The sequence below is a fragment of the Acidovorax sp. Leaf160 genome (genome assembly GCF_001424265.1).
Classification (GTDB): Bacteria; Pseudomonadota; Gammaproteobacteria; order Burkholderiales; family Burkholderiaceae_C; genus Paracidovorax.
Map to the genome: position 1 here is coordinate 36,919 of NZ_LMOV01000007.1, position 19,832 is coordinate 56,750.

At 70.6% G+C, this 19,832-nt stretch carries 19 protein-coding genes and 1 tRNA gene; 7 read left to right on the forward strand and 13 right to left on the reverse strand.

Annotated features, from left to right (window positions below; genetic code table 11):
• Nucleotides 1–7: 7 nt before the first annotated feature.
• Nucleotides 8–83 (forward strand) — tRNA-Arg (locus ASF94_RS05100).
• A gap of 147 nt (nucleotides 84–230) precedes the next feature.
• On the opposite strand, the gene ASF94_RS05105 is transcribed toward ASF94_RS05100, so the two are convergent.
• From ASF94_RS05105 to ASF94_RS05115, 3 genes are read right to left on the reverse strand one after another with little or no spacing between them, the layout of a single operon-like run.
• The gene (locus ASF94_RS05105) at nucleotides 231–1,514 is read right to left on the reverse strand and encodes a cyclopropane-fatty-acyl-phospholipid synthase family protein (protein ID WP_056662562.1); all 1,284 of its coding nucleotides are present in this window, start codon (nucleotides 1,512–1,514) and stop codon (nucleotides 231–233) included.
• Nucleotides 1,515–1,538: 24 nt separating this feature from the next.
• On the reverse strand, nucleotides 1,539–2,384 hold the full coding sequence (locus tag ASF94_RS05110) for a DUF1365 domain-containing protein (RefSeq protein WP_056662564.1): 846 nt from the start codon (nucleotides 2,382–2,384) through the stop codon (nucleotides 1,539–1,541).
• The gene (locus tag ASF94_RS05115; protein ID WP_235505271.1) at nucleotides 2,381–3,691 is read right to left on the reverse strand and encodes an NAD(P)/FAD-dependent oxidoreductase; all 1,311 of its coding nucleotides are present in this window, start codon (nucleotides 3,689–3,691) and stop codon (nucleotides 2,381–2,383) included. The genes ASF94_RS05110 and ASF94_RS05115 overlap by 4 nt, the downstream gene beginning before the upstream one ends.
• A 249-nt stretch (nucleotides 3,692–3,940) precedes the next feature.
• Between ASF94_RS05115 and ASF94_RS05120 the strand changes: the two genes are divergently transcribed.
• Both ASF94_RS05120 and ASF94_RS05125 read left to right on the forward strand, forming a co-directional pair.
• Nucleotides 3,941–4,531: a sigma-70 family RNA polymerase sigma factor gene (locus ASF94_RS05120; protein WP_235505268.1), complete on the forward strand. Its 591-nt coding sequence runs from the start codon at nucleotides 3,941–3,943 to the stop codon at nucleotides 4,529–4,531.
• Nucleotides 4,528–5,193: a ChrR family anti-sigma-E factor gene (locus ASF94_RS05125; protein WP_056662570.1), complete on the forward strand. Its 666-nt coding sequence runs from the start codon at nucleotides 4,528–4,530 to the stop codon at nucleotides 5,191–5,193. Before ASF94_RS05120 ends, ASF94_RS05125 begins: the two co-directional genes overlap by 4 nt.
• 60 nt (nucleotides 5,194–5,253) lie before the next feature.
• Here ASF94_RS05125 and ASF94_RS05130 read toward each other — a convergent pair whose 3' ends face one another.
• The 3 genes from ASF94_RS05130 to ASF94_RS05140 all read right to left on the reverse strand — a co-directional run bounded on the left by ASF94_RS05130 (nucleotide 5,254) and on the right by ASF94_RS05140 (nucleotide 7,636).
• Complete coding sequence (locus tag ASF94_RS05130) at nucleotides 5,254–5,664, reverse strand: DUF2177 family protein (RefSeq protein WP_056662573.1); 411 nt, start codon at nucleotides 5,662–5,664, stop codon at nucleotides 5,254–5,256.
• Between the two features lie 100 nt (nucleotides 5,665–5,764).
• Nucleotides 5,765–6,565, reverse strand: coding sequence for a DUF1295 domain-containing protein (locus ASF94_RS05135; protein ID WP_056662576.1), 801 nt, complete (start codon nucleotides 6,563–6,565; stop codon nucleotides 5,765–5,767).
• A gap of 24 nt (nucleotides 6,566–6,589) precedes the next feature.
• A complete protein-coding gene (locus ASF94_RS05140; protein ID WP_056662579.1) occupies nucleotides 6,590–7,636 on the reverse strand; it encodes a cyclopropane-fatty-acyl-phospholipid synthase family protein in 1,047 nt (348 codons plus the stop codon).
• A 192-nt stretch (nucleotides 7,637–7,828) separates the two neighbouring features.
• Here ASF94_RS05140 and ASF94_RS21545 point away from each other — a divergent pair, with 192 nt between their 5' ends.
• A complete protein-coding gene (locus ASF94_RS21545; RefSeq protein WP_200933023.1) occupies nucleotides 7,829–7,981 on the forward strand; it encodes a hypothetical protein in 153 nt (50 codons plus the stop codon).
• 21 nt (nucleotides 7,982–8,002) lie between these two features.
• Here ASF94_RS21545 and ASF94_RS05145 read toward each other — a convergent pair whose 3' ends face one another.
• From ASF94_RS05145 to ASF94_RS05165, 7 genes are all read right to left on the reverse strand, one after another.
• Nucleotides 8,003–8,776: a class II glutamine amidotransferase gene (locus tag ASF94_RS05145; RefSeq protein ID WP_056662582.1), complete on the reverse strand. Its 774-nt coding sequence runs from the start codon at nucleotides 8,774–8,776 to the stop codon at nucleotides 8,003–8,005.
• A 36-nt stretch (nucleotides 8,777–8,812) separates the two neighbouring features.
• Nucleotides 8,813–10,285: a DHA2 family efflux MFS transporter permease subunit gene (locus ASF94_RS05150; protein ID WP_056662585.1), complete on the reverse strand. Its 1,473-nt coding sequence runs from the start codon at nucleotides 10,283–10,285 to the stop codon at nucleotides 8,813–8,815.
• Nucleotides 10,286–10,388: 103 nt separating this feature from the next.
• Nucleotides 10,389–10,577 carry a 4-oxalocrotonate tautomerase gene (locus ASF94_RS05155; RefSeq protein WP_056662588.1) on the reverse strand — a complete coding sequence of 63 codons (189 nt, stop codon included), beginning with the start codon at nucleotides 10,575–10,577 and terminating at the stop codon, nucleotides 10,389–10,391.
• Between the two features lie 71 nt (nucleotides 10,578–10,648).
• On the reverse strand, nucleotides 10,649–10,936 hold the full coding sequence (locus tag ASF94_RS20675; protein WP_082492998.1) for a cysteine-rich CWC family protein: 288 nt from the start codon (nucleotides 10,934–10,936) through the stop codon (nucleotides 10,649–10,651).
• 170 nt (nucleotides 10,937–11,106) lie between these two features.
• On the reverse strand, nucleotides 11,107–11,496 hold the full coding sequence (locus ASF94_RS21920) for a methyl-accepting chemotaxis protein (protein WP_304439499.1): 390 nt from the start codon (nucleotides 11,494–11,496) through the stop codon (nucleotides 11,107–11,109).
• 19 nt (nucleotides 11,497–11,515) lie between these two features.
• A complete protein-coding gene (locus ASF94_RS05160) occupies nucleotides 11,516–12,622 on the reverse strand; it encodes an MCP four helix bundle domain-containing protein (RefSeq protein WP_304439500.1) in 1,107 nt (368 codons plus the stop codon).
• Between the two features lie 207 nt (nucleotides 12,623–12,829).
• A complete protein-coding gene (locus ASF94_RS05165; RefSeq protein WP_056662590.1) occupies nucleotides 12,830–15,040 on the reverse strand; it encodes a malate synthase G in 2,211 nt (736 codons plus the stop codon).
• A gap of 327 nt (nucleotides 15,041–15,367) precedes the next feature.
• Between ASF94_RS05165 and ASF94_RS05170 the strand changes: the two genes are divergently transcribed.
• The 3 genes from ASF94_RS05170 (at nucleotide 15,368) to ASF94_RS05180 (ending at nucleotide 19,830) form a co-directional block, all read left to right on the forward strand.
• Nucleotides 15,368–16,306, forward strand: a complete 939-nt coding sequence (locus tag ASF94_RS05170; protein WP_056662592.1) for a LysR family transcriptional regulator — start codon at nucleotides 15,368–15,370, stop codon at nucleotides 16,304–16,306.
• A 92-nt stretch (nucleotides 16,307–16,398) separates the two neighbouring features.
• Entirely contained in the window at nucleotides 16,399–17,058 is a 660-nt protein-coding gene (locus ASF94_RS05175; RefSeq protein WP_082493001.1) for a DUF3016 domain-containing protein, read from the forward strand.
• A 144-nt stretch (nucleotides 17,059–17,202) separates the two neighbouring features.
• Nucleotides 17,203–19,830: a glucose/quinate/shikimate family membrane-bound PQQ-dependent dehydrogenase gene (locus tag ASF94_RS05180; protein WP_056662596.1), complete on the forward strand. Its 2,628-nt coding sequence runs from the start codon at nucleotides 17,203–17,205 to the stop codon at nucleotides 19,828–19,830.
• Nucleotides 19,831–19,832 lie beyond the last annotated feature (2 nt).

A 19,832-nucleotide genomic window follows, 5' to 3' on the forward strand; every position in this document is an offset into this window, starting at 1 on the left:
ATCCGATGCGGCTGTAGCTCAGTGGATAGAGTATTGGCCTCCGAAGCCAAGGGTCGTGGGTTCGATCCCCGCCAGCCGCACCATTTTCTTCCCCCGCCTTTCGCCAGCGTCCGTGCGGCCTTGCGCCCAGCCCGGTCTGCTTTCCGGGCGTGGGCTCGCCAGCCCGGCGGGCGACAGCCTTCCGCCGGGCGCCGGGGCGAACCCGGCTTCCACCTCGCACCTTCCCTGGCTCAGCTGCTTTCGGCGGCTGCGCGCCCGTGAGAACCCGCGTCCGCATCCGAATCCGCGCGCTCCAGCGTGTAGAGCGCCACGTCCACCCGCCCGGTCCGGAAGCCGGCCTCGCAGTAGCACAGGTAATACACCCACAGGCGGCGAAACGCCTCGTTGAAGCCGAGCGCTTCGATGCGCGGCCAGGCGCGCAGGAAGCGGTGCCGCCATTCCGCCAGCGTGAGCGCATAGCTCGGGCCGAAGGCCTCGCGGCTCACCAGCCGCAGCCCGGCGCGTTCGGCCTCGGCCTGCACGATCCCGGCCGTGGGCAGCATGCCGCCCGGAAAGATGAAGCGCTGGATGAAGTCCGGCTCGGCGCGGTAGCGTGCGAACTGGTCCTGCGCGATGGTGATGGCCTGCACCACCGCCACCCCGCCGGGCCGCAGGCAGCCGTGCAGGGCGGCGAAATACGCGGGCCAGTACGCTTCGCCCACGGCCTCCAGCATCTCGATGGAGACGATGCGGTCGTACCGGCCCTGCTCGTCGCGGTAGTCCTGCAGCTTCGCATCCACCCGCCGGCCCACGCCGGCTGCGCGCACGCGCCCGGTGGTGTGGCGCAGCTGTTCCTGGGACAGGGTGAGCGCGGTGACGTGGCCGCGCGGCGCGGCCAGTGCCAGGCGCTCTGCGAGCGCTCCCCAGCCGCAGCCGATTTCCAGCACCTGCGAGTCTTCGCGCAGGTCCAGCTCATCCAGGATGCGCTGCAGCTTGATGGCTTGGGCTTCTTCCAGCGACTCGGCGCCGGTGACGTGCATCGCGCTGGAGTAGAGCATGCTGGCGTCCAGCCACTCGGCGTAGAACTCGTTGCCCAGGTCGTAATGGAAGGCGATGTTGTCGCGGCTGCCGCGCCGCGTGTTGCGTCGCAGGCCATGCGCCAGCCGGTGCAGCCAGCGCACGGGCAGGCTGGCGTGCAGGGTGGACCCCCAGGCCGCCTCGTTGCGAAGGCCCACCTCCAGCAAGGCGGTGAGATCGGGCGTGGACCAGTCGCCATCCCGGTACGAGCGCGCCAGCCCGATGTCCCCGCTGGTCAACAGGCGCCATACCGGGCGCCAGCGATGCAGCGTCAGCCGCGCGCGCGGGCCGGGTTGGGGGCCCTGGCCGTCGAGGGTCGACCCGCCGGGCAGGGTGATCGACAGCGAGCCCACCTGCAAGTGGCGCAGCAGCCGCTGCAGCACGCCGCGCAGCGGCCAGGACCTGCCGCGCGAGTGCCGGGTGTTCAGCTCTGAGGGAGGGGGTGATGGAATGTGCATGTCAGTCAGCAGCGGACGGCGTCGTCAATGACCGGGGGGAGGAGAGGCGGTGGATGCGGGTGGGGTCGGCACCCGCGCGGGCATGCTGACCGCCTGCGCAGGAGGCGCCGGCTTGGGGTGGAAGCCGACGCGCTTGGCCAGCAGCTGCAGCGCTTCCCAGTGGATCGCTGCAACGACCTTCACCGTGAGCAGCGGGTGCGACCAGAACGCCCGCAGCAGGGTGGCATCGGTCAGCGGCCGGCGTTCGGCCCGCAGATCGGCGGTCAGCAGCGCGCCTTGCGCAGCGCGGGCGGCGATGTGCAGGGCGAGATCGGGGCTGTCCGGCCCCGGTGGCGACACGGTGAAGTCGTAGTGCATGTCCAGCCCCAGGAAGGGCGAGACGTGGAAGTTCTTGGCGCATGTCTGCCTGACCGCACCGTCGGGTGACGCGCGGGCCGAAGGTGACACCGGCAGCAGGTAGCTGTGCCGTTCGCCGAAGGTGTTGTTCACCTCGTAGAGGATGGCCTGCAGCCGGCCCGCCGCGTCGCGGCAGAAATACACCGTGAGCGGATTGAAGGCGTAGCCCAGGATGCGCGGCATGGTCAGCAGCTGGATCGCGCCGCCGGCGGGAAGACCGGCCGCCTGCAGTTGCCGCTCCACATAGGCGCGCAGGCCGCCCGGCGTGCCGTCTCCATGGTCGCGCTCGTGCCAGCTGCACAGGTTGAACGCGTTGGCCGAAAACCAGCGCAGCCGCTGGTGCAGCCGGGGCAGCTCGTCCAGGTCGATCAAGAGGTAGTACACGCCGTAGCGCAGCCGGTGCCGGCGGGGCTGCAGCCGCTGGTGCGCGACCGAGCCCACGTACAGGGCCGATGCGCCGGCGCCGGCTTTCATGCCGCGCGCACCTCGGGCGCGGGCAGGTGGATGCGGTCCGACTCGCCCGGCACGCTCCAGGGCCTGCGCACCCCGCCCAGGGCTTCCGCGACGGCCAGCCCGGCCTGCAGGCCGTCCTCGTGGAAACCCGAGCCGAAGTAGGCGCCGCAGAACCAGGTGCGTTGCCGGCCCTGCAGCGACCAGAGCGCCCGCTGCGCCCGCAGCGCCGCAGCGTCGAAGCGCGGGTGCTCATAGGTCTGCGTGAACACGTGGTGCTGCGCAGCCGGCTCCTGCAGCGGGTTCAGCGTCAGGAACCAGTCCGTGCCCGCCGGCAGCGGCTGCAGCCGGTTCATCCAGTAGCTCACGCACAGGCCATCCGACTGCGACCGGTCTGCCAGGTAGTTCCAGCTGGACCACACCGCCCGGCGGCGCGGCATGAGGGCCGGATCGGTGTGCAGCACCGCCCGGTTGCGGGTGTACGCGAACGCGCCCAGCAGGGCCTGTTCGTCGTCGCTGGGACGGGGCAGCAGGCGCAGGGCCTGGTCCGCATGGGTGGCGATGACCACTTGGTCGAACCGGCCGGACTCGCGGGCATCCGCCGTGCGCACGAACGCCCCGCCCGGCGTGCGACGGACCTCCACCGCAGCCTTGCCCAGCCGCAAGCGCGACCCCAGGGCGGCCGTCATCCGCTGCACGTAGTTGCGGCTGCCGCCGCGCACGGTGCGCCAGGCGGGGCGGTCGCCCAGGCGCAGCAGATGGTGGTTCTCGCAGAAGCGTACGAAGGCCTCCACCGGATACTGGCCGACCTGATCGGCCGGCGTGGACCAGATGGCGGCCGCCATCGGATAGAGGTGGTCTTCACGAAAGGCCCGGCCGTAGCCCTGGCGGTCCAGGAAGTCGTCCAGCGGCACCAGCCCGTACTGCGCAGCCAGCTGCGGGGCCTGCCGATAGAAGCGGACCAGGTCGCGCAGCATCGCGAAGAACCGGGGCCGCAGCAGGTTGCGGCGCTGGGCGAAGAGTCCGCCCAGGCCGGAGCCGCTGTATTCCAGCGCGCCGCGGTCCAGGCTCACGGCAAACGACATGTCGGTGGCGACGGTCTCCACGTCCAGGTGGCGGAACAAGGCCGTCAGGTTGGGGTAGGCCGCCTCGTTGAAGACGATGAAGCCCGTATCCACCGGCACCCGCCCCTGGGCGCTGGCGACGTCCACCGTGTGGGCGTGCCCTCCCGGGCGCTGCTCGGCTTCGAACAGCGTCACCCGGTGGCATCCGGACAGCAGCCATGCGGCCGACAGGCCGGAGATGCCACTGCCGATCACGGCGACATCCAGCGCCTTGCCCGACTCCTGATTGACTGCCCGCTCCCGAGGGCTCCCCGTAGCGGGGTTTTCTTCTACTTGCAAATACGACATGTGACTTGTACGGCAACCTGCGGCATTTGGATTTCCGCACGCGCGAAGGCCCGCAGGCGCTGTGATCTAATGCCGCGAGCGCTGCGTAACAGCAGCATGACCACCGCCTTTTCGCCGTCAGACTGGCCAGCCCCGGCGGCGAGGTCGCGGCCGTCCTACCTGTCGATCGTGACCACGAACCCTCCCAGCGGCGCGATGCCGAGCGGCGACGAGTTGAGCGCCTGGCTCCACGCCGTCGCGGCTCACCAAGACCGGCAGGCTTTTGCCGCCGTGTTCAAGCATTTCGCGCCCCGGGTGAAAGCCTACCTGATGCGGCTGGGCAGTTCCGAGGCGCTAGCCGAAGAGCTGATGCAGGAAACGATGGTGAGCGTCTGGCGCAAGGCCGCGCTGTACGACGCGGGCCATGCGGGCGTTTCCACCTGGATCTTCACCATCGCCCGCAACCTGCGCGTGGACCAGCTGCGCCGCAAGGGCCAGATGCTGACGGTCGACGGGGACGACTGCGATGCCGACACGCTGGAAGACAGCGCACCGCAACCCGACGAGCAGCTCAGCATCCACGAACGCGAAGCGCGGTTGCGCGACGCGTTGCGCCAGCTGTCGCAGGAGCAGGCGCACATCCTGCGGCTGTCGTTCTTCGAAGAGCATCCGCATGCCCGCATTGCCCAGGAACTGGGCATTCCCCTCGGCACCGTGAAGTCGCGCGTTCGGCTTGCCATCCAACATCTGCGCCGGCTGCTGGGCGCGCTCGAGCCATGATCCGCCACCATCCTGAAGACGCGTTGATGCTCGCCTATGCGGCAGGCCAGTTGCCGGCCGGGCCCGCCATCGTGGTCGCCAGCCACATCGAACGCTGCCCTCACTGCTGCCAGCGCCTGCAGGCGTTCGAGGCCTGGGGCGGCGCGCTGCTGGAAACCGCCGAGCCCGCTGTACTGCAGCCGGAGGCACTGGCGCGCACCCTGGCCGCCATCGAAGCGCAAGACGCCTCGCCCCGCCCCCCGCGCGTTGCCTCCCCCGCCCGGGCACCCCGGCCGGCCCTGCCGCCCGGCGTGCGCTGGCCGCAGGCACTGCGTGGCTGCACCGTGGCGCCCTGGCGCTGGGTGGGCCCGGGCATGCACTGGAGCCGGGTGACGGTGCCGCACGCGCCGGACAGCAACCTCTTCCTGCTGCGCATGGCGGCCGGCAAGAAGCTGCCGGTGCACAGCCACAGCGACCTGGAGATGACGCAGGTTCTGTACGGCTCCTTCCACGATGGGCGCCAGCACTACGGGGCAGGCGACTTCGACGGCGCCGACGACACCGTGCACCACCAGCCCGTGGTGTCGGGCGACGGCGTCTGCATCTGCCTGGCCAGCGTGCAGGGCAGCCTGCTGCCGGCGGGCCGCATCGCTCGCGTCATCGGCCGGCTCGTCGGGCTTTGACCTGCGGGGCCGCGCGGCGCACCGGCGGCGGGGTGGGCAGGCCTCGTTTACGCCGCCGGGTCAGTCCGAGCCGAAGCGCAGTGCCACGGCGCACGCTGCGCCTGCCGACATCGCGGTGACGAAGGTGCCCCAGCACAGGTCGGCCAGCGTCACCGTCCAGGGCCAGTCGCGCAAGGTGGCCTGGTTGGTCAGGTCGTAGGTCGCATAGGCCAGCAGGCCCAGCAGCGCGCCGCAACCCATCGCCGCCGCCCAGCTGCCGCTGGCAAGGCCCGGCCGCACGGCGAAGATGACGGCACCGGCCACATACAGCACATAGAAGATCGCCGCCGGCGCCAGGGCGAAGCCCTCGCGCATCAGGTGCCCGATGGCCGGGCGGTACAGGCGGTCGGCCATGGCGCTGAGCCACACCGCATCGAGCGCGAGGAAGACAACGGCGAAGACACCGTAGGCGATGGCAAGCTGGCGGATCATGGTGAGGTCATCCTGTGTCGAGTGGGGTGGATGGGAGGGGGTGGACGGAGTGGACGGAGCGGGTGGAGGGGGCGATGGGAAAACGGGGTCCGGCGCGCATTCAGCGCCGTCGCACGGGGCCGGGCACGAAGGCATTGGTGCGGGCGACGTAGTCGCGGTAGCCCGGGCGGCGGTCGCTCATGTCCTTTTCCTGCAGCGTGACGCCCGATACGCGCAGCAGCAGCACGGTCATCAGCGCCGGAGAGACCACCGTCCACGCAGCGGCCCAGCCCGCGCCGCCAAGCGCCGCGCACCAGAGGCCCCACCACAGGCAGGCCTCGCCGAAGTAGTTGGGATGGCGGCTGTAGCGCCACAGGCCCATATCCATCACGGCGCCCTGGTTCCCGCGCCCGGCCCTGAAGCGGGCCATCTGCGCGTCGGCCACGGCCTCGAACGCAATGCCGAAGCACGCCAGCGACAGTCCCGCCACATCGAGTGCGCCCAGGGGCCGGTCGCCCCACACCCCGGCCAGCAGCGGGGCCGACACCACCCAGGCCAGCAGCGCCTGCAACCCGAACACCAGATAGAGGCTGCGCCAGCCGAAGTGGGGCTGGTTGCGCGCGCGGATCGCCTGGTAGCGCCGGTCCTCGCCGTGGCCCCAGTTGCGCAGGGTGATGAAGGCCGACAGGCGCACGGCCCACGCCGTGGCCAGCGCCACCATGAGCGGGCCGCGGATGCCGGTGTGGCTGTCCGGCTGCAGCGCCAGGTAGGCGCAGCCGGCCCCGGCGATGCACAGCCCCCAGACCCGGTCCGCCAGGCTGGCGTCGTGGCGTTGCAGGCTGGCGCACCAGGTGCCCAGCGCCAGCAGCCCGATCCAGGCCAGGCCTGCCAGGGCGGTCACGGTCAGCGGCATCGCGTCCATGGTGCGGCCTCCGTGCGGTGCGCCTCAGTCGCGCCCGGCGAACAGGTAGTGGCTCACCCACCACTGCTGGCCGCCCTGGTAGCCGAACAGCTCGGCCACCGCCATGAAGAAGAGCCGCCAGCGCACCCACCAGGCATCGGCCGCTTCGCCGTAGGTGGCCACGAACAGCGGCCGCAGCGCGGCCCGGTGCGCATCCATGCGCGCCAGCCAGGCCTCGGCCGTGCGCTGGTAATGCGTGCCGTCCCAGCGCCAGCGGTCCAGCAGCCGCAGATCGTCCTGGCAGTGCAGCGCCAGGTCGTCGCTGGGCATCATGCCGCCGGAGAAGAAATAGCGGCTCATCCAGTCGCTCTCGTCGCGCACCTCGAAAGCGTAGGGCGCCTCGCGGTGCGTGAACACGTGCAGGAAGAACCGGCCACCCGGCGCCAGCCAGCGGGCCACGTGCGAGAACGCGCGCGGCCAGTTGCGCAGATGCTCGAACATCTCCACCGACACGATGCGGTCGAAGCGTTCGCTGGTGTCGAAGACGTTGAAGTCGCAGGTGACCACCCGCAGGTTGGTCAGGCCGCGGGCCTGGGCCTGCGACTCGATGTAGTGGCGCTGCGAGTGCGAATTGGATACGGCCGTGATGCGGCTCGCGGGGTAGCGCTCGGCCATCCAGAGCGTGAGTGAACCCCAGCCGCAGCCCAGCTCCAGCACTGCCTGGCCGTCCTGCAGGTCGGCATGCTCGCAGGTCTGCTGCAGCGCGCAGGCTTCCGACGCTTCCAGGCTGTCGCTGTCCGCCGGCCACCAGCCGCTGCTGTACTTGCGATGCGGCCCCAGCACCGTGCCGAAGAACGCCTCGGGCAGCTCGTAGTGCTGTTCATTGGCCTTTTCGGGCACCAGCGCCAGGTCGGCCTGCCGCATGCCGCGCAGGAACGCCCGCGTCGCTTCGGCAGTGAAGGCCGTATCGCCGCTGTGCAGTTCCGCCAGCCGGTCGCGCAGCAGCTGCCGCATGCCCAGCCGCACGGCGGGGTCCGGCACGCGGCCTCGTTCGACCCAGCGGATGGCGGTGGCAACGGCGGCAGTGGGCATGGGGTGCTTCTTGGGTGGGTGTTGGAGAGCGCAGGGCGGCAGCCCCGTCCGTGCCCTCTACGTGTCCCGCAGCGATTTGGATTGGCTCCGCCCCGTCGCCGTGCACCGCCGATGGCGGCCTGCGGCGCCGTCTGACATGCCCATGTCTCAAGGCGTCCCTTTAATGAAGCCATGTCGCACAGGGAGACCGCCATGTCCAAGACCTACCGCCAGCATCCCGACAAGCCCAAGCCCCGCGAACTCAAGCGCCGCCGGCAGCGCGAGGCCATGGTGATGCGCTCCAGCGCGCGCACGGCGGTGCTCCTGCCCGACCCAGAGCCGCCGGTCTGGAAGCCGCTGGGCTAGACCGGGCAACGACCTGCTGCGTCAGCCCAGGCGCGGCAGGCACTCCCCGTCCACGAACACGCGCAGCTCGCCGCTTTCGAAGGCGGTCCAGGTCTCGTTGGTGGTGAGCGGCGCCGTCACCACCATCGCCACCCGGTCGTGCGGCGTGGTGTGGGCGGTGAAGTCGATGTGCAGGTCTTCGTCGCACAGGTGCGCCTGCGAGAACGGGTGCTTGCGGATGATGTAGTAGAGCGAGGTGGAGGCATGCGCCCAGAGCGCCTGCCCGTTGGACAGCAAGAAGTTGAAGGTGCCGTGCGGCGCGATGCGCGCGGCCAGCTCCTGCAGGGTGAGCGTGAGTTCGGCGATGCTGGGCACCCCGGCGTGCGACTTGGCGATCTCCTGCATGATCCAGCAGAAGGCGTGTTCGCTGTCGGTCGAGCCCACCGGCTGGAAGTGCGAATGCAGGCGCGGGCGGAAGTCCTTCAGGTCGCCGTTGTGCGCGAACACCCAGTAGCGGCCCCACAGCTCGCGCACGAAGGGGTGGCAGTTCTGCAGCACCACGCTGCCCTGCGTGGCCTTGCGGATGTGCGCGATCACGTTCTGGCTGCGGATGGGGTAGCGGCGGATCAGCTCCGCCACGGGTGAATCGACGGCCCGCTGGTGGTCGACGAAGTGCCGCAGGCCCCGGTCCTCGAAGAACGCGATGCCCCAGCCGTCGGAGTGGTCAGCCGTGTTGCCCGCGCGCTGCGCGAAGCCCGTGAAGCTGAAGGTCACGTCGGTCGGCGTATTGGCGTTCATTCCCAGCAGCTGGCACATGGCGGTCGTGGTCTTTCTTCTCTCGTCGTCGGGTGGCTATTCGGGTCGGGCGGCCGGCGCTGCGGGCCGGCGCGGTTCGCGCAGCTGCCAGGCGGCGACCAGCGCGGCCAGGCACAGCGCCGTCAGCAGCAGGAAGGTTTCGCCGAAGGCCTGGATGCGCGCGGCGCTGCTGGCCACTGTCTGCAGCGAGTCGCCATGCGCGGCGATGCGCCATTCCAGCACGATGCCGCACAGGCTCACGCCCGCCGCGCCGCCCAGCATGCGCACGAAGCTGATGGCGCTGGAGCCTTGCGCGATGAGCGGCTTGTCCAGCGGCCGCATCGCGCCCAGGTTGAGCGACGGCAGGATGAAGCCCAGGCCGATGCGCCCCAGCACCGCGAAACCCACCAGCATCCAGAGGCCGCTGTGCAGGTCGACCAGCACCATCAGCCCGAACGACAGCGCCAGCAGCGCGAGGCCGATGCTGACCAGCAGGTGCGTGGGCTGCGTGTCGGCCATGCGGCCCACCAGCGGAATGGTGAGCGCCAGCACGATGCCGGCCGGCAGCATGATGGTGCCCACATGCGATGCCGACAGCTGCAGGCCCAGCTGCATGAACACCGGCAGCAGGTAGGTGGAGCCGAACAGCGCCGTGCCGTAGATGAAGGCCACGATGCTGCCCATGGCGAACGGGCGGTACTGGAAGATGCGCAGGTCCATCAGCGGGCGGCGACCCTGCCGCTGCAGGTGGCGCTGCCAGGCGATGAAGCCCACCAGCGCGCCCAGCGCGGCCAGCAGCAGCGCGCCGGCCTCCAGCGCCGGGCCGCTGTGCAGGGCGACCAAGCCGTTGAGCAGGCACAGCGTGCCCACGCCGCCCAGCACCAGGCCGCGCCAGTCCAGGCTGTCGCCCGCGCGGTCGGCGGCGCGCCCGCCCGGGCCGCTGGCCGGCACGAACTTGAAGGCCAGCGCGATGGACGCCAGGCAGAAGGGCACCACCATGAAGAAGATGGAGCGCCAGCCGAACCAGTCCACCAGCAGCCCGCCGACGCTGGGGCCGATGGCCGGCGCCAGCACCACGCCCATGCCGAAGATGCCGCTGGCGCGGCCCTGTTCATGCGGCTGGAAGGCGTAGAGGATGATCACCGCCGGGATCGGCTGCACCACGCCGGCGGCCAAGCCCTCCAGCACGCGGGCGACCAGCACCAGCCCGAAGTTGCCCGCCACGCCGCCGCCGATGCCCCCGGCCAGCAGCAGCAGCATTGCGCCCACGTAGGTGGCCCGGTAGCCGTAGCGCGACAGCAGCCAGGGCGTGGTCAGCATGGCCACGGTGGTCGCCACCATGAAGCCGGAGGTGACCCACTGCGCGCGTTCCTGCCCCAGCGCGAAATGGTGGCTCATGTCGGGAATGGCCACGTTCACGATGGTGGACGACATGATGGAAGCCATCGTGCCCACCATCACGGACAGCAGCAGCAGCCAGCGGTAGCGCTCGCCGTAGCGTTCGCGCAGCAGGGCGGCGGAGGTGGTCATGTCATGCCGGCGTGATGGGGCTGGGGGTGGGGCTGGGGCCCGGGGCTGCGCGGCCCCGCGAGCGGACGCCGCGCGGGTGCGGCGCCGTCGCCCAGCAAGAGGCTCACTGCTTCTCGGACCAGAGCTTTCCGCCGGTGGCCCAGTTCTCGCGCTTCACGTCGGTGATCAGGATGTCCACCGACTCGGGCGAGCCGCCCAGTACCTCGACCGAAACGCGCGTGATCTCTTCGACCAGCTTCCTCTTTTGCTCGACCGTGCGGCCTTCCATCATCTCGACGTGGTACGTAGGCATGGTTGTGTTTCCTTGGAGAAAAATGCGCGGGCGCGAAGGGCAGCCCGCCAGGGCGACATTGCAGCCGGCCATCATATCGGCGGGTGGGGGGCCGCCCTGTCGGCCGGGGCCGTTCCCGTTCCCGCTCCCGTCCCCGCTGCCGCCGCCGCGCAGGCGGGGCACAGGCAGACGCGGTCGATCTGGTCCGCCGGGATGCGGGCCAGCGTTGCGGGCGCCACCGAAACCGCCATGCACCAGCAGTCCGCGGCGGGCTGCCCGGCCTCGATCGCGCAGCGATTGGCTTGGCCGCAGAGCGGGCAGCGCGATGGATCGGGTGGGGGGCAGCGCGATGGATCGGGTGGCGGGCAGCGGTCGGACACGGCGGGGGAGGGGGTCAGGGGCGAAGCTGGGGGCGAAGAGCCCCAGTGTAGGCCGGAACAGCCCGTGGTTCGAAGCCAAAACAAGGCTCTGCGTTGGTAAAAACTGGGTCCAATGCTATCAAAAACATAGCATTGACCCGAGTTGTTCCGCCCAGCCGTGGCGCGCCTGGTCAGCCGTTCAGGCGCCCGGCCGTGTCCGCGATCCGGAACACCGCCACCGCCTGCACCAGCTGCGCGGCCTGCGCCTCCAGCGAGCCGGTGGCGGCCGCGGCCTCTTCCACCAGGGCGGCGTTCTGCTGGGTGACCTGGTCCATCTGCGAGATGGCCTGGTTCACCTGTTCCAGCCCGGAGGTCTGCTCCTGGCTGGCGGCGCTGATCTCGCCCACGATGTCGGTCACGCGGCGCATTCCGGCCACCACGTCGCGGATCACCGTGCCCGCTTCCTCCACCAGCCGGTTGCCGGCGTCTACCTGGGTGACGGAGTCGTCGATCAGCGACTTGATCTCCTTGGCGGCGGTGGCGCTGCGCTGGGCCAGCGTGCGCACTTCCGACGCCACCACGGCGAAGCCCCGGCCCTGCTCAGGCGATGCCGTCGATCACGCCGATGATGTCCACGATCTTGCGCGAAGCCGCATGGATGCCGCCCATGGTGGTGACCACCTGGCCCACCACCTCGCCGCCGCGCACGGCCATGTCGCTGGCCGAGCGGGCCAGCCGGTCCGCCTGGGAGGCGTTGTCGGCGTTCTGGCGCACGGTGGAAGTCATCTGCTCCATCGACGCGGCGGTCTGCTGCAGCGCGCTGGCCTGCTCCTCGGTGCGGCTGGAGAGGTCCAGGTTGCCGGTGGCGATCTCGCTGGACGCCAGCGCGATGCCGTCCGCGCCGTGGCGCACCTGGCCGACGGCGGTGCGCAACTGTGTGCCCATCGTGTCCAGCGCGCGCAGCAGCTGGCCGGTTTCGTCGCGCGCGCTGCTTTCGGCGCGGGCCGTCAGGTCGCCCCGGGCGACGGTTTCGGCCACGTCCACCGCGCGGGTGAGCGGCGTGGTGATGCTGCGGGTGATGAAGAAGGCCAGCGCCGCAGCGGCCAGCAGCGCGATGGCGCCCAGCGCCAGCATTTGCGTGCGGCCCTGCTCGAAGCCCGTGCGGATGCCGGTCGCGGTGGCGTTGATGCCGGCACGTTGCTGGTCCAGCAGCGCCTGCAGGTTGTCCAGATAGCGGGCGCCGGCGGGCCGGAAGTCGCTGTTGAACAGGCGCTCCGCTTCCTCTGCCTGGCCGTTGGCCTTGGCGCGGGTGACCGCATCACGCGCGGCGACGTACTGCTGGCGGGCCTGGGACAGCTGGGCGAACAGCGCCTTTTCTGCGGGCGATTCCAGCAGCGCCTCGAGCTGTTTTTGCTGCTCGGTAGACATGCGCGATGCCTCGGCGTTCTCGTCGGCGAAGAAGGTCGCCAGCGCCGGGTCTGCGCTCTTCACCACGGCGGTGGTCCGGCGCACGCTGGTGTGGATGGTGCGGTACCAGTCCGACACCAGCCGCTCCTTGGTCAGGGGCTGGGCCATCATGGTGTCGGTGGCGGCGGCCACCGTCTGCAGCCGCCAGATGCCGATCGCAAGGATCGCGGCAGTGAGAACGATGAGCGCGATGAAGGCCAGCGCCAGCCGGCGCCCGATGGAAAGATGGTCAAGCCGCATGCAGCGCTCCTTTGGTCAGTAGCACTTGACTATCGGCGCAATAGCCTTTTTCTGAAGCCTGATCGTTTAGCCCATAGGGACTAGCTGCAGGGCCGGGCCCGCCCGCTCACGGGCGCAACCGGGCTCGCCAAAAGAAAAACACCCCGCGCCGACGGGGTCGGAACAGGGTGTTTCGCCAGGGGCCTGGGCGCCCGCCGGCGCCCTGCATCAGCCCTGGCCGGCCTTGACCTTCAGGCGCCAGGCGTGCAGCAGCGGCTCGGTGTAGCCGCTGGGCTGCTCCTGGCCCTTGAACACCAGGTCGCAGGCGGCCTGGTAGGCGGCGGACTGCCCGAAGCGGCCGGCCATCTTCTGGTAGAGCGGATCGCTGGCGTTCTGCTGGTCCACCACGGCGGCCATGCGCTCGAAGGTTTCGCGCACCTGCGCTTCGGTCACCACGCCGTGCAGCAGCCAGTTGGCCATGTGCTGGCTGCTGATGCGCAGCGTGGCACGGTCTTCCATCAAGCCCACGTTGTGGATGTCGGGCACCTTGGAGCAGCCCACGCCCTGGTCGATCCAGCGCACCACGTAGCCCAGGATGCCCTGGGCGTTGTTGTCCAGCTCCTGCTGCTTCTCGGCATCGCTCCACTGCGGCTTGGGCGACACGGGAATGGTCAGCAGGCCGGTCAGCAGGTTGTCGCGTTCGGCATCGGCACTGGTCTTTTCCAGTTCCTTCTGCACCTCGGCCACGTTGACCTGGTGGTAGTGCAGCGCGTGCAGCGTGGCGCCGGTGGGGCTGGGCACCCAGGCGGTGTTGGCGCCGGCCTGGGGGTGGGCGATCTTCTGTTTCAGCATGTCGGCCATCAGGTCGGGCATGGCCCACATGCCCTTGCCGATCTGCGCCTTGCCGCGCAGGCCGCACGACAGGCCCACCAGCACGTTGTTCTTCTCGTAGGCCTGGATCCAGGCGCTGGCCTTCATGTCGCCCTTGCGCACCATGGGGCCGGCCTGCATGGCGGTGTGCATCTCGTCGCCCGTGCGGTCCAGGAAGCCGGTGTTGATGAACGCCACGCGCGCCGATGCGGCGGCGATGCAGGCCTTCAGGTTCACGCTGGTGCGGCGCTCCTCGTCCATGATGCCCAGCTTCACGGTGTTCTCGGGCAGGCCCAGCAGGCGCTCCACGCGGGCGAAGAGTTCGCTGGCGAAGGCCACTTCGGCCGGGCCGTGCATCTTGGGCTTGACGATGTAGACGCTGCCCTTGCGCGAGTTGCGCACGCCGTTCTGGCCCTTGCCCTGCAGGTCGTAGAGGGCGATGGTGGTGGTGACGACCGCATCCAGGATGCCTTCGGGAATCTCGCGTTCCTGGCCCTGCGCGTCGGTCCACAGCACGGCCGGGTTGGTCATCAGGTGGCCCACGTTGCGCAGGAACATCAGCGAGCGGCCATGCAGGCGCACCTCGCCGCTGCCGGAGGGCGCGGTGTACACGCGGTCGGCGTTCAGCCCGCGCGTGACGGTCTGGCCGCCCTTGGCGAAGGATTCGGTCAGCGTGCCCTGCAGGATGCCCAGCCAGTTGGCATAGCCGGCCACCTTGTCTTCGGCATCGACGGCGGCGACGGAGTCTTCCAGGTCCAGGATGGTGGAGAGGGCCGCTTCCAGCACCAGGTCGCTCACGCCGGCCGGGTCGGTCTTGCCGATGGGCGTGCTGCGGTCGATCCGGATGTCCAGGTGCAGGCCGTTGTGGCGCAGCAGCACCGACGAGGGCTGGGCCGCATCGCCCTGGTAGCCCACGAACTGGGCGGCGTCCTGCAGGCCGGTCGTCTCGCCGTTCTGGCGTTCCACCACCAGCTGGCCGCCTTCCACGCGGTAGGCGGCGGCGTCCTTGTGCGAACCGCTGGCCAGCGGCGCGGCCTGGTCCAGCACCTCGCGGGCGAACGCGATCACCTTGGCGCCGCGCACCGGGTTGTAGCCACGGCCCTTGTCGGCGCCGTCGTCTTCCGGGATGGCGTCGGTGCCGTAGAGCGCGTCGTACAGGCTGCCCCAGCGCGCATTGGCCGCGTTGAGTGCATAGCGCGCGTTCAGGATGGGCACCACCAGCTGCGGGCCGGCCTGGGTGGCGAGCTCATCGTCCACGTTGGCGGTGGTGGCCTGCACGCCTTCGGGCTGCGGCACCAGATAGCCGATCTTTTCCAGGAAGGCGCGGTAGGCCACCATGTTCTGGATCGGGCCGGGATTGGCGCGGTGCCAGGTGTCCAGTTCGGTCTGCAGGCGGTCGCGCTCGGCCAGCAGGGCGATGTTCTTGGGCGCCAGCTCGCGGACCAGCTCGCCGAAGCCCTGCCAGAAGGCGTCGGCCTGGAGGCCGGTGCCCGGCAGCACGCGGTCTTCGATGAAGCGGTGCAGGGAAGAGGCCACTTGCAGGCCGTTGACAGTGGTGCGGTCAGTCATGGAAGGTCTCGGTCGGTGGGTGAACACAAGGGAGTGGGGCGCAGCGGGCAGGCCGCCGCCCCGCCATCGAATCCACTGTATTGGAATTCTGAACACGCATAAACGGCGCGGAAAGCGCAAAACCAGTGACTTTTGCGCACAAGTGGAGGGTCGGGGCGGCCGCTTCCCGGCCGGAACTCCACCGCCCGTTGCGCCAATGCTATTAAAATAATAGCTGTAGAGGTCCGTGCAGCAAGCGCTGGAGGCTGATTTGGCTTGGATCTGCAGCTGTGTAATTCCGCAAACAACTGTGTCCAGTGGTGACACCCGTGCCCATAATCGCCCGCCATGGACAAGCTCAAGGCGTTCGAATCCTTCGTCTCGGTGGCCACGCGCGGCAGCCTGACCGCCGCTGCCCGTGCCGAGGGCGTGGCGCCGGCAATCATGGGCCGGCGGCTCGATGCGCTGGAGGAGCACCTCGGCGTCAAGCTGCTGGTGCGCACCACGCGGCGCATCAGCCTCACGCACGAAGGCAGCGCCTTCCTGGAGGACTGCCAGCGCCTGATGGCCGACGTGGCCAATGCCGAGGCCAGCGTGTCGGCCGGCGGCGTCAAGGCCACAGGGCACCTGCGCATCACCGCGCCGGCCGGCTTCGGCCGCCGCCACGTCGCGCCGCTGGTGCCGCGCTTTCGCGACCTGCACCCCGAGGTCACCATCTCCCTCAATCTGAGCGACCGGGTGGTGGACATGGCCGGCGAGGGCTTCGACTGCGCCGTGCGCGTGGGCGACCTGCCCGATTCGTCCCTGGTCAGCGTGCGCATCGCCGACAACCGGCGCCTCTGCGTCGCCACACCGGCCTACCTGGCGCGGCGCGGCGTGCCGCTGCACCCCCATCAGCTGGCACAGCACGACTGCCTCACCCTCTCCAGCGATGCCTCGCAAACCCGCGGCTGGGCTTTCCGCCTGCCACGCGAGGAGGGCGGCAACGGCCCGCAGGAGGTCGTGCACTTCAAGCCCGGTGGCCCGCTGGACTGCTCCGACGGCCAGGTGCTGCACGACTGGTGCCTGGGCGGCTGGGGCATCGCCTGGCGCAGCACCTGGGAGGTGGAGGCCGAGATCGCCGCCGGCCGCCTGGTGGCCGTGCTGGAGGAATTCGCGGCCCCGCCCAACGGCATCTATGTGGTGTTCCCCCACGCCAAGCACCTGCCGCTGCGCGTGCGGCTCTGGATCGACTACCTGAAGCACCAGTACGCCCAGCCCGACTTCTGGCGGCGCGCCAGCGCCTAGACGGGCCCGATCCCTCCCATCGCCCCGATTGCCCGTCCGCCTGCCGCAGCCCCATGTCCCGACACAACCGCTCTCCACAGGAAACCCGCGCCATGAGCCAGCCCGCCCGCCGCCTTCGCCCCCTCGCCGTCGCCGCGAGCGCTTCCCCTGCGTGGCCCGTGCGTGCCGCGCTGCTGGCCGCCGCCGTGCTGCTCGGGGCCTGCACGCACACGCCGCCGGGCGGGCCTGCCACCTCCGCCCTGCCCACGCCGTCCGCGGGCGGCCCGGGCGTCGCCCCGTCGCCCACCCGCACGAAGCAGGAGGGCGTGCCGCCCGGCATCGTCAGCGTCACCTACGCCGACCCGCAGCGCATGAGCGACGCCCGCCAGTCGCCGCGCGAGTCCGAACGCGCCCGCCGTGCCTGGCTGGACGCGCTGAGCCTCTACCTGGCCGACCGCGCCGCGCCCCTGCTGGCGCCCGACCAGCGGCTGGATGTGCGCCTCACCGACATCCAGCGGGCCGGCGCCTTCGAGCCCGGCCGCGGCGGGAACGCGGCCGACGTGCGCATCGTGCGCGACATGTACCCGCCCCGCATCGACCTGGAATTCACGCTCCGGACCGACCAGGGCCGTGTGCTCAGGCAGGGCCGGCGGCAGTTGCGCGACGCGATGTTCATGGCGCGCGGCACCCCTTCCGCCCAGGACCCGCTGCGATACGAAAAGGGGCTGATCGACGACTGGCTGACGACCGAGCTGGGCCGCCGTCCGGATTGATGCGCCGGGGCGGCCCGTAGGACTGTGCCCACAGTTCCGCAGGTGCGTGCCCCACGCGGCGGCCGCGTGTCCCGCGCCTAGAGTGGCCGCTCATTCCTGCGTCGCCGCGCGGCTGCGGGAGGGTTCACACACAACAAGGCAGTCATGGCAGGCATCGCACGCACCACCGGGATCGCCGTCGGCGTCATCGGCGCGCTCCTGGCGGCGGGGGGCGTCTGGCTCGTCGCGCTGGGCGGCAGTTTCTATTACCTGATCGCCGGCGTCGTGCTGGTGGGCTGCGGCGTGCTGCTGGCCCGGCGCCGCGTCGAGGCCCTGTGGCTGTATGCCGTGCTGCTGGCTGCGTCGGTGGTGTGGGCGCTGTGGGAAGTCGGCCTGGACTGGTGGCCGCTGGCCGCCCGGCTCGACGTTCTGGCCGTCATCGGCCTCTGGCTGCTGATGCCGTGGGTGCGCCGCGCGCTGGTGGTGCGCTCGCCGTCTGCGCCGCGAAGCCGCGTGCCCCAGGGCACGGACGGACCCATCGCCACGCCCGTCACGGCACTGACGATCACGCTGGCGGCCACCGTCGCCATCGCCGTCGTCGCAATGTTCCGCCAGCCGCACGACATGGCGGGCCAGCTGACTGGAGCCGCCCAGGCGCCGGGCGCCGCACCTTCGGCCACGCCGCCGGGCGCAGCCGGGGCCGTCCCTGATGGCGAATGGCATGCCTACGGCCGCACCGGCTACGGCCAGCGCTTTTCTCCGCTGACGCAGATCACGCCCGCCAACGCCTCGCAGCTGAAGATGGCCTGGGAATACCGCACCGGCGACGTGCGCGGCAAGGACGGCGACCCGGAGGAGACGACCTACGAAGTCACGCCGCTGAAGATCGACAACCGGCTCTTCCTCTGCACCCCGCACCAGTCGGTGATCGCGCTGGACGCCACCACCGGCCAACAGCTCTGGCGCTATGACCCGAAGATCGAGAACAAGCTGGCACTGCAGCATCTGACCTGCCGGGGGCTGTCCTACCAGCCACCGCAGAGCGGGGCTGCACCGGCAGCGACGGCCGCAACGGCTCCCGCATCTGCGCCCGCATCGGCGCCCGCCATCGCCGCCTCCAGTCCGGTGGCCGCCGTTTCCGCCGGCGCCGCGCGGGCCGAGCCTGCGTCGCACGCATCGCCCACCACCACCCAGCCCGAGGCACCCGCCACCCAGGCGGCCGACCAGCGCCAGCCGCCCATCGCGGCGCGCAGCGGGCCCACCGACCCGGCCTGCCGCGCCAAGCTGTTCATGCCCACGGCCGACGGCCGCGTCATCGCCCTGAACCCGGAAAGCGGCGCTGTCTGCACCAACTTCGGCGGCGGCACGGGACAGATCGACCTCTGGCAGCGCATGCCCAACCTGCGGCCGGGGGCGTACTACTCGACATCCCCGGTGGTGGTCACGCAGCGCTATGTGATCGTCGGGGGCACGGTGCTGGACAACGCCTCGGTCAAGGAGCAGTCGGGCGTAATCCGCGCCTTCGACATCGACACCGGCGCGCTGGTGTGGAACTGGGACTCGGGCAACCCCGACGACACCGCGCCCTTGCCGCCCGGCCGTACCTACACGCCCAATTCGCCCAACAGCTGGTCGATCTCCAGCGTGGACGAGGCGCTCGGCATGGTCTATGTGCCCATGGGCAACCAGCCGCCCGACCAGTGGGGCGGCAACCGCAGCCCGGCGGTGGAGAAATACTCCTCTTCCGTGGTGGCGCTGGATGTGGCCACCGGCCGGGTGCGCTGGGTGTTCCAGACCGTGCACCACGACCTCTGGGACTACGACGTGCCGGCCCAGCCCACGCTGGTCGACCTGCAGGTGCGCGGCCAGACCGTGCCCGCGCTGGTGCAGCCCACCAAGCAGGGCGAGCTGTTCGTGCTCGACCGGCGCACCGGCACGCCCGTGCTGCCCGTGACCGAGCACCCCGCGCCACAGGGCGCAGCGGCCGGCGACCGCACCGCGCCCACGCAGCCCAAGTCGGCCCTGTCGTTCGACCCGCCTCCGCTGCGCGAGCGCAACATGTGGGGCGCCACCCTGTTCGACCAGCTGGCCTGCCGCATCGCCTTCCACCGACTGCGCTACGAAGGCCGGTTCACGCCGCCGTCCGAGCAGGGCAGCATCATCTATCCGGGCAACTTCGGCGTCTTCAACTGGGGCGGCATCGCGGTCGATCCGCAGCGGCAGATCGTCTTCACCACGCCGACCTATCTGGCCTTCGTCTCCAAGCTCGTGCCGCGCAAGGACGACACCAGCCTGCTGGTGCAAAGCGGCGGCCCGCCCAAGGGCAGCCTGCCGGCGCTGAACGAGAACTTCGGCGCGCCCTTCGCGGCATCGATGAAGCCCTTCATGTCGCCCGTGGGCCTGCCGTGCCAGGCACCGCCCTGGGGCTACGTGGCAGGTGTCGATCTGCGCACCGGCGAAGTCGCCTGGAAGCACCGCAACGGCACCGTGCGCGATTTGTCGCCGCTGCCGCTGCCCTTCCGCATGGGCGTGCCGGGCATCGGCGGGCCGATGGTCACCGCCGGCGGCGTGGCGTTCTATTCCGGCGCGCTCGACAACTACGTGCGGGCCTACGACGTGAACAGCGGCAACCGGCTGTGGGAAGACCGCCTGCCGGCGGGCGGCCAGGCCACGCCGATGAGCTACACCGGCGCGGACGGCCGGCAGTACGTGGTGGTGGTGGCCGGCGGCCACGGCTCCACCGGCACCAAGGCCGGCGACGCCGTGCGCGCGTATGCGGTGCCGGGGAACTGACC